Below are 16,073 nucleotides of genomic sequence, written 5' to 3' on the forward strand. Positions count from 1 at the left end.
GAGGCCGGACCCATGGAGAAAAGCGCGGTCATCCTCGGGCTCTCGCGGCAAGCCAAGTTTCTCGGCCTGCCGATGCCCTATGCCATGGCAGTGGGAGCGATGACCGTGGTGCCCTTCATCTTGTTCAAACCGGTCTGGTGGTTCCTGACGGCACCGGTCTGGTACGGCATTGCCCGCACGGCCGCAAAAATCAACCCGAACGGCCACCATGTACTTGCGGTCATGATCGAAACCACGCCGCTCGCCATTTTGAACCGGAGGCGGCGCCATGTTTCTTGAGAGTACGATAACAAAGGGCAGGGCAGGGCGGTTGATCCCGGCCAGCCCGAAGATCTACGCCCATCTGCCTTACGTCGTCGAGCTTGATGACGAGGTCGTCCGCACAAGGGACAATGCGCTGATGCTGTCACTTGAAGTGACGGGCATCGACGGGGTCACATCGGGTGCGGCTACGGTCTCAACCCTTCGGGCAGGCTTCGCGCATCTCCTCGACACGTTCGACGAGCGGTTCACCTTCTATCTGCATCGGATGATGCGACCAGCGGACACCGGCATCGTGCCGATCCATGGGACGAGCTTTGCGGCCGACATCGACAAGGCCTGGGGCAAGGAGCTTACACGCCGCAATCTGCAGGATTCCGTGCTGATCCTGACGGTCGTCCGGCGGCAAGTGGCGCCGCTGGCCGTGCCACTGTTCGGCAAGGCCGCGGCCCGGGTCTGGGGCGAAGACACCGCCCGCCGTCTCGAAGAATTGCGCGAGGTGGCCTCCATCCTCGAGACCGGTCTCGGCATCAAAACCCACCGGATGAAGATCAGTGACGGCAGTCTGGTTGGCTTCTACGCCTCGCTTCTGACTGGTGAGTTGCGGGCGCACCCGCGCAGCCCGTACTGCCTCCTCGCGGAGGATGCCGCCGGGGCTTCCGTGCAGTTTGGCAAAGGCGTGGTCGAGATCGAGGAGGGGACGTCCACCCCAAAACTCGCCGCCGTCCTCTACGTCAAATCCTATGCCACCGCGACCTGGCCCGGAATGCTCGATGCGCTCGGGGCCGCGCAGGATACGATCATCACACACAGCTACACGCCGATTGAACGGGGCAGCATTGCAGAGCGGGTGAAGCGTCGTGTGGCCCAGATGCGGTCCGCGGAAGACATCGCCGCCACGGTGGAGGCTCAGCTTTTCGAAGCGGCGGACAAGGCCGAGAGCGGCGCACTCGGCTTCGGCGTGCACCAGATGACGATCACGGTCTTTGCCGAAACGGAAGCGGCGCTCGACTCTGAGGTCGCCCGCATCCGCGGAATCGCGCATCAGAATGGCATGCGGCTTGTGCGCGAAGTCACAGCGCTCGAGGCCGCCTTCTTTGCCATGCATCCCGGCAACATGGACTATCGGGCGCGCGACATGACAGTGTCGTCGATCAACTTCTCAGACATGGCAGCGCTCCATGCCGCCGATACCGGGACGGAGAAATCACGCCTTCCTTGGGCGACGCCGATTACGGCCTTTCAGACGCTGCAGGGCTCGCTCCACCGCTTCAGCTTCCATGAGCCGGGCGATCCGGCCGCGGAGCCGACCAACGGGCATACTCTCGTCCTCGGAAAATCCGGCGGAGGCAAGACCACGACCGTCGCCTTCCTTGCCGCCCAAGCGCAAAGGGCAGGGGGCCGAACGATCATCTTCGACAAGGAAGCTGGTCTCAAGATGGCCGTGCACGCCTTGGGCGGTCGCTATGCCGAGGTCCGCGCGGGACGCCCGACAGGGCTGAACCCGCTCGCCACGGAAGCCGGAGAACGCGGGGAAGCCTGGCTTCTCGATTGGCTGGTGGCACTTCTCGAATCCCGCTCCGGGCCAATGACACCGCTACAGTCCGAAGCTCTCAAGTCCGCCATCGCCCAGAACGGCAAGGCGCGCGAGGGTCTAAGGAACTTTCAGTCCTTCCAGGAACTCTTCGGCGATGTGGGCGACGGCCTCGATCTCGCGCAGCGCCTGCGCGAATGGGGACCGGATGGCCGCTATGGCTGGGTCTTCGGCGAGGCCAAAGAACCGGTGGTGGATTTCGCCAGCCATGACGTAACTGCCGTCGATCTCACCGAGATCCTCGATCTCGGCACCGAGCGCACCGCGATCCTCGGCTATCTCTTCCGCCGCATCGAAATGCTGATCGAGGAAAAGCGCCCGACGCTGATCCTGATCGACGAGGCCTGGAAGGTCCTCGACGACGAATACTTCGCGAAGAAGCTCGCCGAATGGCTGGTGACGGCCCGGAAGAAGAATGTGGTCGTCGTCATGATGACCCAGTTCCCAAGCCAGATCCGGGGATCGAAAGCCCGATCAATCTTGGAAGCACTGCCGAACCAGCTTCTCCTCCCGAACGGTGAAGCGGCCTCGGCCGACTACGACAGCTTCCGGCTGACCGATGGCGAGCTGGATTTCGTGCTGAACCCGATTCCGGGTCAGCGGCTGGTCCTGTCACGTTCTCCGCGCGGCTCAACCGTTCTCAACGTCGATCTGAAGGCACTCGGGCCTTTGCTGACGGCTCTTGGCGGCGGTCAGGCCGGCCTCAACGCTTTCGGTGCCGACTATGCCCAACGGCCAAAATTCTGGAAGGAATGATTACTCAATGAAATCAATACTTTACATAACAATGATTATCGGACTCGGATGTTCCGGCCTCGCGGGCTGCGCCGAAATGCCGATCGCCAAGACCAATTGCTGGGCCACCGCTGGGTCCACTGTGACGACTTCCACCAAGGGCGCAAGCCCGGATGCGGGCCTTGTCTCGCGCGGCCATACCTCGCCCGTCGATGTCAATCCCTGCCGCTAAATCTTCCCGTTCTGTCAGGGCGCTCGTCCTGATGGCGACAGCGCTGCCGCTGGCGGCCTTCGCACAAGGCGTGCCGATTGCCGACGGCAAATCGATCATCCAGCACAGCCTCGAGATCGCGCAGATGTCCTATCTGACCGGCGCGCGGGAGCTTGAGGCGGACAAGAAGGCGCGGATTGCCGAGTTGCATCAGGAACAACTTGCTGCGCTCGACGCCACACTGGCGATGATGACGGGCAATACGCCTTGGATCGGCGATCTGGAAGTGTTCCCGGGAGCCGAGGCAGAAGTCCTCTATGACGTCGAGGACGACAGCCCCTATGCGGCGCGGCTCTTTGGCGACGGCAAGACTGGCATCGAGGAGATGATCGTCACTACCGCGAAGAAATACGCGGGCCATCCGGGCCTCGCGCGCGCTGGTCTCAACCCGGTCGAGTTCCGCATCTGGTTCCAGAGCCTTGTGAAGCAGGAATCCGGGTTTTCCATCGGGGCACGGTCACCCGTCGGTGCCTTCGGCCTGACGCAGGTGATGCCGGATACTGCCAAGGATCTCGGCATCTATCCGGCCTACTATGACGACCCGATGCTGCAGCTTGATGGGGGTGCCCGGTATTTCCTGACACAGCTCAACAAGTTTGGCTCAGTCCCGCTGGCGCTCGCCGCCTACAACGCCGGTCCCGGCAATGTCTCGAAATACGGTGGCATCCCGCCCTTCAAGGAAACTCAGGACTACGTGGTCCGCATTACCGGGTTCTTCAACGCCTATGCAGCAAAGATCAGCGGCATCGATCAGGTCGGCACCTTCGATCCGCGCGACATGGCAATCGCCACGGCCTCCAATGTCTCGGACGCAGGGTTGCACTATGGCATGGAAGCAAGCCTCGAGATCGAGGCTTCGCTGAAACGGCTCCGCGTCCTCATCGAGAAGATCCCGACCACCAAGTCGGCCAAGGAAGCGCTGGATCTCAATACCTATGCCCGGGCCGAGGCCGTGCGGATCGCGCTGATGGTAGACCGGGTCAAGGCCGCAAGGGTCAAGGTCGACCAGGCACGCTACGCGCTCTGGATCGAAGCTTACGCCCGCGACGCAACATTCATCAAGGTAAAGGCTGGTTCGGAATGATCCCCAAGCGCATCCGGGGCATCGGCCCCTTTCTCTTCACCGCAGCACTGGCGCTACCGCTCCCAGTGGCAGGCCAAGGCGTGCCCACCATCGACCTCACCAGCATCGCCAAGATCGGAGAGGTGCTGACCGAGGCCAAGCTGCAGGTGCGCGAGATGATCGCCTCGAACCTGAAGCTCGACGAGCAGATCCTGAAGCAGATCGAACAGATAGCCACACTGAAGGCACAGCTCGATGCGCTCCGGAACGGGCTGACGCTGGAGGCCTTGGGCATTCCGGACCCTGACACGTTCTTTGACGACATCCTGCCAGATGTCGCTGACCTGACCGGCGGTCTCATCGCGGCGAAGGACGGGAAGTATTCGCTGATGACGACTTCGGGCAAGGTCGGCGACAAGCCGGCCGGGCAATATGTGTCGGATTTCTTCGCCTCGGTCGGTTTGGACACCGCCACCGTCGACACGCTTTCGAAAAGCGAGGATCCGGGCGCGGCGCGGATCGGCACGCAGGCCAACACGGCCGCCTTCCTGTCGGCCGCGGCGGAAACATCCTCGGTCAAGGCGTCCGAAAGCCTCGAACGGGTGCACGAACTTGTCCAGGAGATCCCGGACACCGAGGGGCTGAAGGAAGCCATCGACCTCAACACGAGGGTCACGGCCGAGCTGTCCATCGCCATGGCCAATATCTGGAACATGGAATCTGCGCAGCTCATGGGCATGGGGGAAGCCGGCGTCATGGATGCCGCGACGGCTGCCGAGGAAGAGAAGTTCATCAAAGTGATCCGGAAGGAATGAAAATGGGCAAGCTCCAACAGAAGCCGTTCAGTGCGGCCCTGATCCTGGCGACCCTGTGGACGGGGATGGCCTCGGCCGAGACCCCTGCCCCGGCCGATCTGGCGCAAGAAGAGACCTTCCTCGACGTCCTGCCGAAGATCGATGTGCCGGACGACGTCCAGCCGATCCCGGGCGCGGTGAACGAAGAGTTCCGAAACTGTGAGGCCCAGTGGCCGCCGCAGTATCGGGAAGCGCAATCCGGGGCCGAGGCCCGCGCGCTTCGGGACATCTACAGCTTTGTCAGGGCGCGGAACGTCATCGCAACTGCTGATTGTGGCTGCGCTGGTAAAGTAGCGAACTGGGACGATGTAGAGGCGGTCGCCGCTGCCTTGCGCGAAAGTCAAAAGGTTGAACGACTGTCCTGGCAACATACAGCGGCTATCTCGACTGAGGCTCGAAAGCTTATCGCTGTTGCTGAGACCATGTGCGGCGGCTCCTTCTGATGGACAGCGTCTCGACCATTCTGACGACTTTGGATGCAGCGATCACGGCGGCGGGCCAACGGTTTTTCGAAGCAACGGCCAGCGCCGTCGGCCCGATCTATTCGAGCCTTCTCGCGCTCCTCCTCGTCATGGTCGGGATCAATGCCGCCCTCAATGTCTACCGCATCGCCATGCGCGATGCAGTGCAACTCGCCTTCCGCATCGTGATGGTGCTGATGTTCGGTCTGACGTGGTCGAATTTCAACCAGATCTATCAGGCAGCGAGCAACGGGCTGAGCGATCTGGCACTGGAATACTTCCGCCTTGGCGGCAGCGGTGTCGCAACTTCCGCCACAGCAGCCATGGATGACATGGCCAACATGATGGCCGGCAACGTCGATAGCGTTTCCTCTGCCATGTCCTCGATCATGCGTGGGTTCGTTGCCGCGATCCTCTATGTCGTCCTCGGTATCCTGATGGCGGTCTATGTCTTTATTGTCGGCTTTGCGAAGCTGATGATCGCCTTCCTCCTGGGCGTCGCCCCGCTTGCCATCGGCGCCACGATCTTCGAGAAAACCAAGGGCATCTTCGAGGCCTGGCTTTCGGCGATGATCGGCTATCTGATGTACCCGGTCGCCTCCGCAGGAATCATCGTTGCCGTGGTCACGGTGGCCCATGATGTTTTCCGCGAAACGGAAGATGTCACCGATCTTGGCTCCATCCTCGGTTTCTTCGTTATCGTCTTCGTCGGCATCTTCGCCCTGATGGCCATCCCGAATGCCGTGACGCATATCACAGGCCAGATCAGCCTCGCCAGCATCGCGCCCCAGGCCCTCCGGGTTGCGGGCAAACCTTTGGAAAAAGCCAGCGACTATTCGGCCCGGCGCATGAACGAGTTCCGCTCTGGATTCATGACCGGCAAGACCGAACACCACCATTTGCGCGATCAGGCGCGGTCGGATGCCGAACGGGGCCACGCGGCGCGTATGCGGCTCGGCCAGTTCATCCGCGACAGCTGATCCAGCCAACGCCAGCCGCGCCAAAACCCATTTTCCGGAGCAATACCATGACAGGTTCACCCCCTGAATTGAGAAGTTTTCTCGAGGCCGAGATGTTCTTCGGCGTGAAGAAACGCGAACGCATCGCCTATGCGGTGGCAGGCGGCGGTCTCGCCATCGGCGTCATGGGGATGATCGCCGTCGTCACCCTCCTGCCCCTGAAGGAGACCGAGGCCTTCCTCGCCATCGTCGACAAGGACACCGGCGTGGCTGAGCGGGTGGTCGCCGTCGAGAAGGCCGGAATGGAGCAAGCCGAAGCCATCCGGCAAAGCCTTCTCTTCGCCTATGTCACCGACCGTGAAACCTATGACCAGCATGACAACGAGGCCCGGATCCTCCGCGCCTATACCTGGTCCGAGGCCAACGCAAAGTCGTCCCTCGTGGCGCTCTGGACCGAGGGGCACCCGAACTATCCGCCGAAGCTTTATGGCGAAAGTTCCAGGGTCCGGGTCGATATCCTCTCGATCACACCGGTGACTGAGACGACAGCTCAGGTGCGTTTCACCAAGACCTGGGTCGCGGATGGCGAGGGCATTCCGGACCGGGAAGGCAAGTTCACGGCGACGGTCACCTACCGGTTCGAGCCAACCAGAGAAACTGCGCTCAATCTCGTCTGGCAGAACCCGACCGGGTTCGTCGTGACCGACTATCGCCTCACATCCGAGGCCCTCACCCCTTCGGGAGGCTGATATGACCCCAGGTTTGACAATTTTCGCGATGGGTCTCGTGGCTACCCTCACAGCCCTGCCCGCTCTTGCGGAGACCTCCCCGAAATCCGGCAGCCGCGACGCAAGGGTGACCTATGCCACCTGGCAGGAGGGCCAAGTCTACCGGATCTCCACGCGGCTCAGGACAGTGACCCTCGTCGAGCTGGGCGACGGCGAGAAAATCCAGTCCATCGCCATCGGCGATCTCGAAAGTTTCAAGATCGACAAGCTCGAGCGGTCGAACCTCTTCATCGTCAAGCCGGTGGTGGCGGGTGCCACAACCAACCTGACGGTCGAGACCCAGAAGAACATTTACTTCCTGCAAGTGACGGAAAGCGCCAAGGGCAGTCCGAACTATTCGGTGAAGTTCACCGTACCGGGCAGTTCCCGCGGTTCCTCGCCTGGGACCGACATTCCGGCGGCCCTGCCGATGACCTACAAGGTGATGAAAAAGGGCAAGCGGCTCCCCGACTTCACGCCGGTGTCGATCTCTGACGACGGGCGGAAGACCACCTTTGTCATCCCGCCCGGCGCGCCGATGCCAACGATCTTCCGGGCTGATGCCAAGGGGCAGGAGTATTCGGTCAACTCCGCCGTACGCGGCACGAGGATCACTGTCAGCACCCGCTCGGAACGCTGGGTTCTGCGCTACGGCGATGAATATGCCTGCGTAACCGCGGAAACGGGGGGCGGCCAATGAGCGAGGAAGATCAGGACGGCAAACTCGCCGCGCGCATGGCCCGCATGAAACCTGCCGAGGCGCCGAAACGCCGCCGCGGCGTCAACCCTTACGCGCTTTCGGCCGTGACTGCTGTGGCGGGCGTCGGCGTCGGGGCATGGCTTGTCCTTGCCGCTCCGGATGCCCCTGCCCCGGCACCCGCGCTGGAAACCGCCTCGGTCAGTGATTTCCAGGGTGCGGGTGGGGCAGACGGGTTTTCGATCACGAAGGAAAAGCCGCAGATCGTCCCTGCCGTCCCGGACACTTCCGAAGCGGACCGGCTCATGGCCGAGATCGAGGCGTTGAACGCCCAGATCGCCGATCTGAAAGCCAATCCAGTGACCGTCACCGATGAGGCGGCGCTCGCGGATCTGAAAGCGCAGGTCGCGGCCCTCGATGCGGATGCCAAGGCACAGGAAGCCGCCCTCTCCGACCTCGAACGCGAGAACATCCGGCTCCAGACCGAGCTTGAAACCAAGGCGCTCGTCGAGGGCGACGCAGCGGCCGAGGCGGCACGGGCCCGCGAAGAGGAACTGGCCCGCAAGCGCCAGGAAGCCGAAATGCTGAAGGAAGCCCAGATCCATTCCGACATGGTCGCGATGCGCTCTTCCATGGATATGGGCGGGGAGACGGGTGGTGCAGCCCCGACCGGTCCAGGAGGTGGAGGTGCCGCTGCCACTGGCGATGAGGCCTTCCGGCGCGCGGGCGCAAAGTCGGCCGAGGTCCGCCAAGCGGAGGTGATCGCCAACCCTGCCTATACCGTAATGCAGGGCACCCTGATCGAGGCCTCGCTCGATACTGCCGTCAGCACCGATCTCTCCGGCAATGTCGCCGCCATCGTCAGCCACGATGTCTGGTCTTTTGACATGTCCCGCGTCCTCATCCCACGCGGCTCCCGCCTCTTTGGCCGCTACGATTCCGAGGTCGATGCCGGTCAACGCCGGGTGCTGATCGCCTGGGACCGGATTGTGACCACCGATGGCCAATCTGTGGACCTCGCGGCCTATGGAACAGACCGGATCGGGCGCTCCGGCCTGCCCGGCAAGGTGCGCAACCACTTCCTGCAGCGCTTCGGCACCGCCGCCCTCATCTCGGTGATCGGGGCTGTCCCCGCGATCGCGGCCAGCCGATACGAAGGCGACGAGGTGGCATCCGACACTGCCGAGAATGTCGGCAATGACCTTGGCGAGACGGTGAATGATGTCATGGCCGATTACCTGCGCATCCCGCCGACGATCAGCGTCAATCAGGGAGCTGTCGTCATGGTCCGGGTCGATGCCGATATCGAGTTCTACTGATGAGCTACCTCGACACCTATCTCGGGCAGCTCGACGCGGCGCTCTTTGACACTAGCGTCATGGAGCTTGCAATCAATGCTGATGGCGCAATTTGGGTGGAGCGGTCGGGGCAGATCCACATGGGGCCAAGCGGGCTTGCACCCCTGCCCGCCCGGTCGGTGCGCGACCTTGCGGCCCAGATCGCCAATTCGACCGCGAACACCTTCACGGAAGCCGCACCCCTTGTCTCGGCGGCAGTCCGCTACCGCGACCTGATGCTGCGCTGTCAGGTGGTTGGCACGCCCGCCGTTTCCGGCGGCACGGTGATTGGCATCCGGGTGTTTCGATCCCGGCAGGGGGATCAGAGGCGCGCACCGCGATCCTTCAGCTTCCTGCGAGGACAGGAGAAGTCCCTGGAAGAGGAGCGGCGGGTCATGGTCGCGGAAATCCGCGCCCGGTCCGAGGGGGCGGATGTCGAAGCCTTCCTCGGGCGTCTTGTCTCCGAGCGGCTGAACGTCATCGTCTCGGGGGGTACCTCGACCGGCAAGACCGAGCTTGGCCGCAAGCTTCTGGAAATGGTCGACCCAGACGAGCGCATCATCACCATCGAGGATTCCCTCGAACTCCTGCCCGGTCAGTCGAACACCGTGAGCCTGATCGCGCAGCGCGACGAGGCCTCGCCCCGCTCGGCCGACAAGCTTCTGCAAGCGACCCTGCGGCTTCGGCCCGACCGGATCATCCTCGGCGAATTGCGCGGGTCCGAGGCCGCGACGTTTCTCGATGCGATCAACACAGGCCATTCCGGCTCCTTCACCACGCTCCACGCCCATTCGGCGAGGAAGGCGATGGACCGGCTGGCGCTTCTCGTCATGGCACAGGGCACAAAGCTCAGCTTCGCTGAGGTCATCCGTTACCTCGAGACCTCGATCGACGTGATCCTGCAGATGGGCCGCCAGGGCGACCGCCGCGGGATCATGGAGATGTATTTCCCCGGCCTCGAGGACTGACGGGCTGCGGTTTCCACTCCTCCTTTCCCACTTTTTGATCGGCCAGCGGGCCAAAAGGTTGCATTCATGGATCAGGACATTGACGGCCTGCAGAGGAACGGGCCCGCACGGCATGACGTAGCCACGGAGCCCGAGGCAGGTGCGGCCACGGAGCGGAAGAAGGAATATTTCTCCGTCCGTTTGACCTTCTCCGGGTCTGCGCAGGAGTTCGAAGATCCGCGTCTCGCAGGCGAGGCTTTCTTCCGGGCCGATCCGGCTGAGAGGCCTTCGGTGACCCATGTCGACGGCAACACCGCCCGGACCATGGCCCGCACGGAACTCCATGGGGTCCAAGAGGGGGGAGAGACGCGGTACTTCAAGTCGCTGCCGGACTCGCACGCCCCCGATGCGGAATTCCGGGCCGGGTTTTTGGCAGCGATGGAGGCTTCGATCTCTGAGCGATTGGGGAGAGTCGCAGATGGCCGCGATGGCGCAAATGTCGTCGAGCGGCTGGATGCCGGGCTGAAAGACGACCTCGAGGCCTTCGCGCGCCGCGAACCCGAGAAGGCAGCAAGCCTTTGGTCCGATCGGACAGAGGAACCTGCACCGGGACCCATTTTGCAGGCGGCGGTGAAGGCCCGGGAAGGAGTTGTGGAAGCGGAAGCGCAGGTTGGTCAGGTCGTCACGGCGGAGAAGCCGCAGGTGGTTGCGACCGGAGATTGGGTGACCACGGACCAGAGTGTCGAATTGCGCCCGGTGGCTGTCGCGACCGACAGGGGGTTGCATGCCGGGTTCGAGGCAAGGTTGCCGGAAGGAGAGGCGGAGATCAGCTTCTCGGACCGGACCTTTGCCACCAGCCTGGATGCCCTGCGTCACGCCTGGGATTTCTACGAAGGCGGCGAAGAGGGGCTCGAGATTGCCGTCAGCCGGGCCGCGGCCATGGATCGCGACACGGGCGACGATGCTGACCGCAGGCCGTCGGGCCTCGTGCTCGAACATCGCGAACAGCCGGAATTCCCCCGCCCGGAAACCGCGATCTACGCGGGCGAAGAAGCCCAACTGGTCCTGACCCTTGGCCGAGACACGGAAGCGAGCCGTGATCTTGCCGAACGGCTGGTTGCCGATCCCGCGTTTCGGAAGGTGGTGGCCGAGCATATCCCCGATGCCGAAGCCACGCTTGGCACTGGCCGGTTTGTCGACGGCGAAGGCTCCGCAGGGTTTCTGCCCGAGGAACTTCTGGCCGTCACCTCTTACGGCCGTGATGGCAGCGCTGAGGTTCTGGCCAAGTTCCCGGATGAAGGGCCGCTGAGTGAGACGCTGGCCAGGCATTTGGCTGAAAGCCCGGTTCTTGCGGCCTATGTCGAAGAAGAAAGGTTGCGCAGCGACTTCACGGCTGATCCCGCGCGGGCGATCTCCGCCTGGGTGGCGCAGTCGGATGCCCGGATCGACCGACTGCCGTCCGAGCAACAGGAAGAGCTTCGATCAGAAATGCTGGGTATCGCCAAGGAAGCCGCGGCAGCCTTTGGTCTCGACAGAGATCACGCCGGGCGCGAGGCCCCTCCCCGTTCGACGCTCTACAGCACGGCGATCAGACCGAATGCGGTGGTCGTCGGTGATGAAGAGACCAAACTCGAAAAAGGTCACGGCGAGACGCTTCATGCAGTCCTGAGCTTAACGGCAAATCTCGCGGGGATCGAAGCCAAGAAGCTCCAGTCTCGACTCGAGACCGGGGCAGCAAACGCCCGCGAAGAGGAAGCCTGGGTGACATCCGATCTCACCGACCTCGCCAAGCGTCACGGCTATGACCTCGACAACCCGCAAGGCCGCAGTACGGCTGCGGAGCGGCTCGACCGTTTCTACGAGCGCGCAGCCGAACTCATCCAGTCCGCACGCGGCATCGACGTTTCGCGCGCCCCTGATCCGATGGTCGAGGCCTTGGACAAGATGGCGAAACTTCATGCCCAGCAAGGCTCTGTCGCATTCCGCAATGAGGCCCAAGCACGGGATTTCACTGAGGAGATGAAGGAGCGTTATGGCGCTTCCGTGTTGAAAGACATCGCCGCCGGACGCACCGACGCCTTGGCCATGGATGTTCCCGAGGCCAGTGCCCGCCAAGCCATTGCAGCGGCCGTCATCTCCGCGGCAAAGGAACACCCCTCTCTCGGCCTCAATGCCCATGAGGTGGAAACCGCCGAACGTCGCATGATGGCCGAGGCCGCTCCCAGGCCCCCCGAACATGCGCGCACGCCTGTCCATGACCGGGCGCATGTCAAGGACAGGGAGTTCTGATCATGCAACGGATCGCGCTTCTCCTCCCGCTCGGTCTATCGGCCGGTCTTCTGGTTGGCCTCATTGCCGGCGGCCTCGTTCTCAATCTGATCCTCGGTCGCGATCCGAACGCGACCAGCATATTCGTCCTGATCGAGGATTTCCCCGGCTTCGCCCGGCTGACTTCCATGCCTTGGGTTCTGCCCTGGCAGATCGTCGGTGCGTCGACCGTTCTCTTCGCGATTGCCGCTGTCGCCCTGACCTTCCGCCAGCAGCTCACAGGCTATGGTCAGGCCAAGTTCCAGGCCCGCGCCGAGATGAAGGCGAATGGCCTTTTGCAGCCCTTGGGCGCAGGCATGGTTTTCGGCAAGCTCGGGGCGCCTACAAAGCGCGCACCTTACGTCAGCGCCACCTTCCAGAAATTCCCGCACTGCCTTGTCGTGGCCCCCACCCGCGCCGGCAAGGGCGTGGGCTATGTCATCCCGAACACGCTCCTCTTCAACGGCAGCATCGTCGTCCTCGACGTGAAGGGGGAGATTTTCGAGGCCACCTCGCGGCACCGGCGGGCGGAGGGCGATGCGGTCTACCGCTTCTCGCCGTTCGATTTTGAACACCCGACCCATCGCTACAACCCGCTCGAGCGCGTCGCCCGCATTGAAAATGCCGAACAGCGATACACGGAACTCGCCAAGATCTCGGACTACTTCCTGACGGTTTCGGACAAAGGGACGGCCGGCGACTTCCTGACCGAGGGACGCGAGCTGTTCGTGGCTGCAGGGCTTCTGGCGATTGAGCGCGGCAAGCCCACCATCGGCGAAATCAGCCGCATCCTCTTTGGTCGGGGTGCGACCCAGGAGGTCTACGGCGAGCATGCCAAGGAGGTGAAACACCCCAACGCCGCCCAGACATTCCGCAAGTTCGCAGGTTATTCCGACCGGACCTTGTCGTCCCACGCTTCAGTCCTGGGTGGCGCAGGCATGACGCTCTGGAACAACCCGGCCGTGGACCGGGCTACCTCCGGCAACGACTTCTCCTTCACGGATCTGCGCAAACGCCCGATGTCGATCTATGTCGTCGTCAACGCCGATGACATCCGCACCCTTTCGCCGCTCGTCCGGCTCTTCTTCGGCGAACTCATTGCCACCATGCGTTCGACCCTTCCTGACCCAAAAGTCGAGCCCTGGCCGGTCATGGTCATGCTCGACGAATTCGACCAACTCGGGCCAATGCCCATCGTCGAGCAGGCCCTGAAGCAGCTCGCCGGCCACGGCGCGCGGGTCTCGATCATCACCCAGTCGATCCCCGGCCTCGACAACATTTATGGCGAAAACGTCCGCATGTCCCTCGAATCCGCCGCCGGCATGAAGCTCTACCTCGCGGCCAACGACAAGAAGACCGCCGGGGAGATTTCGGATGCCTTGGGCAAGACCACGAAGCTCTCGGTGTCGGACAGTATTTCGCGAGATCGGGACTTCATGCAGCGCCGCTCGGTCAGTCGGCGAATGGAGGAGCGGCCGCTCCTGACCCCCGACGAGGTGCGCCGCTTGAACCCGGACCAGGCCATCCTCATCCCGGAACGGCAGAATCCGCTCCTCGTTCATCGGATCGTGTATTTCCAAGACCCGACTTTCAAGACGCTGTTTGACGCACAATCCGGGCTCCTGCCCTACCCGCCCAAGGAGGCCGCAGCAGTCCAGGTTTTGACCGCGCGGATGGAAGCGCTGGAGCGCCGACTGGCCGAGAGAATGGTCGTCGATTTTGTGCTGCCGGAGAAGGCGAAGTCGGACGCCCCGGTGGAGCCCGAGCCGAAGCTGGCGGCTGAGATTGTGGCGCGGCAGGGCGTCTCCGCGAAGGCAGCGCGGTCAGAAACCGATGCCTACGTGCAGGCTGAAGGAAAAGCGGTCGCCTCGCCCAAGGTTGATCTCGATGCCCTGAAGCCATCCGTCACGATCGCAGTTGCCAAGATGAGCAAGTTTTCTCAAAAGCTCACAGGCATGGAGGCTTGAAGACCTCTGGCGGAACCGGCCCTTTGCGGACGGTCGCGCCTCGGCAGTGCTGCGTTGCCGCATTCCGGGAAGCTGCCGTTCGTCGTGCGCTACAACAAACACCCGGCCAGTATGGTAGCGATGCCGGACAAAGCTGCCGTTGCGCTCGATGAAACAGCTCTACTAGTTCGGTTAACGTGGGCGGGCGCTGATGATGTAGCCGCCCACCTTGGCACGTCGAAGCCCTCAGGGGGCGGTTAAATCATCAACGCCGAAGGGGAATGACAAAGGCCGCGCCGCGAGCAAGAGGAGGCAGGCTCCCTGTCATGTACATCTTTACCTCTACTCAATCCACGCCTAGCATCATCTGCAAAGCTGTGAGCCAAACAAAAAAGCTAAAGGAAGTACTGGATGGCGGCTACCAAGACGGCGGCGGAGGTTATTGTATTAAGAAACCTGATGCGAGGTCAGGGAAGTCATCGACCAGCACGACATCGTATAGCGGACACTCTGCTTCGTGCAAAATTCCGCTTTTCAGCTGAGCTGAACCAGTTCCTGCTAGAATCGACCTATCGCATCGATCCCGGCCAATGGCAGAATTTTCCATTTAGTGACGGCGACTGGGAGGACGCAAGAAAAATATCAGCAAGCCGGCGATCTGTGATGCTGGAAAACGTTGTTGATCTCGTCGAGCAGCATATAGTGGTGAACAAGGAAACCGTAAATAGACTGATAGAATTTTCTGACTTACTATCCTGCGCCCTTCTCGAAACTCCAGAGGCAGACCCAACAGGTCTATTTGAGAAACTACTTCCCGTTGATCGACAATCTTTATTCTTCTGGCGTGTCGTGGCTGCTGCAAATTCACAAAATGGGAAGCTCCTCGCGAGGCGAATTTCAGACGAAATGCGCTCCACCTGGGCAACAAGAAAGTTCCTCTATCCGTTCGTTTTCTTCTCTGTGAATCAGCCACCCGAAGGTCATATTCAGACATCTCTGAAATACGTATTGAATGGGGGTGAGAAAGAGTGGGAGCGCCGCCTTATCGAATACGCAGTGGGGCACCAGAGTTCCCTGATCGGAAATGAAGCAGGGTTCCTTTGGCTCTCTTTGCTAGCGCACCCCTTCGATGCGCTGAACTTGCTTTGTGATGTACTTGAAGAGCACACATCATGTGGAAACACAGCGCCCGATGCCTTAGTTGAGTGCGCCGAAAGAATTAGTAATCAGGTGAATTTTCGACGCCTGAATAGTATGATCCGCCGCCACCGTGGTGAGCTTATTAAGTTTGTTAATGAACCTGATATCGAAGGGATACAGCTCCCAATCTCCAAAGAGGCAAAGTCTTTCTACCAAAGCCTTATACTGCCGCACCCGCTAACCGCTCCACCCAAAGACTCTGACTTCCTGAATAGTTTGGCAAGGCTACGAAAAGAAAAGTATCCATCTCAGCTAACCTATGACCAAGTTGTGTTTTCGTCGAGGCGCTGGCGGTTTACTGAGGCTGGCCGGCTTTTGAGTGGCATCGCTTACTTGCTATTTATGTTTCCCCGATCGGAATGGCCAACTGAGTACAAACAGTTCCTAAGGCTCGTTGATTTCTACGGAGGCGCTAGTGTCCTTCTTCTAATGGCGCCGGGTGTGGCGACGGCAAGCAATAGGAACAAAATATTCAGTAAACGCTGGGCGGATCTGGCATCCGAGATGGAAGTGAGGGTGGAGGCAATTGGAAGTGTCGAAGATCGGACGTGGATAAACTTGCTCCATAGATGTTCCATCCCGGATGATCACATAGACCCTCGCCGTTCTGCCCTGTTCATGGCAAGATCGATCCTGCGCGAGGTTCGGGAGGGGGTGGGGACATGCTGATCTCT

At 61.6% G+C, this 16,073-nt stretch carries 14 protein-coding genes; all 14 read left to right on the top strand.

Annotation, left to right across the window (positions count from 1 at the left end; genetic code table 11):
• Positions 1 to 12 precede the first annotated feature (12 nt).
• Positions 13 to 279 (top strand): VirB3 family type IV secretion system protein, encoded by a 267-nt coding sequence (locus tag IE126_RS22535; protein WP_149143161.1) that lies wholly within the window; start codon positions 13 to 15, stop codon positions 277 to 279.
• The gene (locus tag IE126_RS22540; protein WP_189382373.1) at positions 269 to 2,611 is read left to right on the top strand and encodes a VirB4 family type IV secretion/conjugal transfer ATPase; all 2,343 of its coding nucleotides are present in this window, start codon (positions 269 to 271) and stop codon (positions 2,609 to 2,611) included. The genes IE126_RS22535 and IE126_RS22540 overlap by 11 nt, the downstream gene beginning before the upstream one ends.
• Before the next feature lie 76 nt (positions 2,612 to 2,687).
• A complete protein-coding gene (locus IE126_RS26305; protein ID WP_268245842.1) occupies positions 2,688 to 2,822 on the top strand; it encodes a hypothetical protein in 135 nt (44 codons plus the stop codon).
• A gap of 31 nt (positions 2,823 to 2,853) precedes the next feature.
• Positions 2,854 to 3,945, top strand: a complete 1,092-nt coding sequence (locus IE126_RS26350) for a lytic transglycosylase domain-containing protein (protein WP_308430001.1) — start codon at positions 2,854 to 2,856, stop codon at positions 3,943 to 3,945.
• The gene (locus IE126_RS22550; RefSeq protein WP_189382377.1) at positions 3,942 to 4,739 is read left to right on the top strand and encodes a type IV secretion system protein; all 798 of its coding nucleotides are present in this window, start codon (positions 3,942 to 3,944) and stop codon (positions 4,737 to 4,739) included. The genes IE126_RS26350 and IE126_RS22550 overlap by 4 nt, the downstream gene beginning before the upstream one ends.
• Positions 4,736 to 5,221, top strand: a complete 486-nt coding sequence (locus IE126_RS22555; protein ID WP_194678740.1) for a hypothetical protein — start codon at positions 4,736 to 4,738, stop codon at positions 5,219 to 5,221. Before IE126_RS22550 ends, IE126_RS22555 begins: the two co-directional genes overlap by 4 nt.
• Positions 5,203 to 6,219 carry a type IV secretion system protein gene (locus IE126_RS22560; RefSeq protein ID WP_189382381.1) on the top strand — a complete coding sequence of 339 codons (1,017 nt, stop codon included), beginning with the start codon at positions 5,203 to 5,205 and terminating at the stop codon, positions 6,217 to 6,219. Before IE126_RS22555 ends, IE126_RS22560 begins: the two co-directional genes overlap by 19 nt.
• A gap of 47 nt (positions 6,220 to 6,266) precedes the next feature.
• Entirely contained in the window at positions 6,267 to 6,947 is a 681-nt protein-coding gene (locus IE126_RS22565) for a virB8 family protein (protein WP_189382383.1), read from the top strand.
• 1 nt (position 6,948) lies between these two features.
• Positions 6,949 to 7,665, top strand: coding sequence for a TrbG/VirB9 family P-type conjugative transfer protein (locus tag IE126_RS22570; protein WP_189382385.1), 717 nt, complete (start codon positions 6,949 to 6,951; stop codon positions 7,663 to 7,665).
• A complete protein-coding gene (locus IE126_RS22575; protein ID WP_189382387.1) occupies positions 7,662 to 8,981 on the top strand; it encodes a TrbI/VirB10 family protein in 1,320 nt (439 codons plus the stop codon). Before IE126_RS22570 ends, IE126_RS22575 begins: the two co-directional genes overlap by 4 nt.
• A complete protein-coding gene (locus tag IE126_RS22580) occupies positions 8,981 to 9,967 on the top strand; it encodes an ATPase, T2SS/T4P/T4SS family (protein WP_189382389.1) in 987 nt (328 codons plus the stop codon). Before IE126_RS22575 ends, IE126_RS22580 begins: the two co-directional genes overlap by 1 nt.
• 270 nt (positions 9,968 to 10,237) lie before the next feature.
• Positions 10,238 to 12,235, top strand: coding sequence for a hypothetical protein (locus IE126_RS22585; protein ID WP_189382391.1), 1,998 nt, complete (start codon positions 10,238 to 10,240; stop codon positions 12,233 to 12,235).
• A gap of 2 nt (positions 12,236 to 12,237) precedes the next feature.
• Entirely contained in the window at positions 12,238 to 14,220 is a 1,983-nt protein-coding gene (locus IE126_RS22590; RefSeq protein ID WP_189382393.1) for a type IV secretory system conjugative DNA transfer family protein, read from the top strand.
• Between the two features lie 390 nt (positions 14,221 to 14,610).
• Positions 14,611 to 16,068, top strand: coding sequence for a hypothetical protein (locus IE126_RS22595; RefSeq protein ID WP_189382395.1), 1,458 nt, complete (start codon positions 14,611 to 14,613; stop codon positions 16,066 to 16,068).
• Positions 16,069 to 16,073: the final 5 nt, after the last annotated feature.

Source organism: Gemmobacter nanjingensis, assembly GCF_014652195.1.
Lineage (GTDB): Bacteria > Pseudomonadota > Alphaproteobacteria > Rhodobacterales > Rhodobacteraceae > Gemmobacter > Gemmobacter caeni.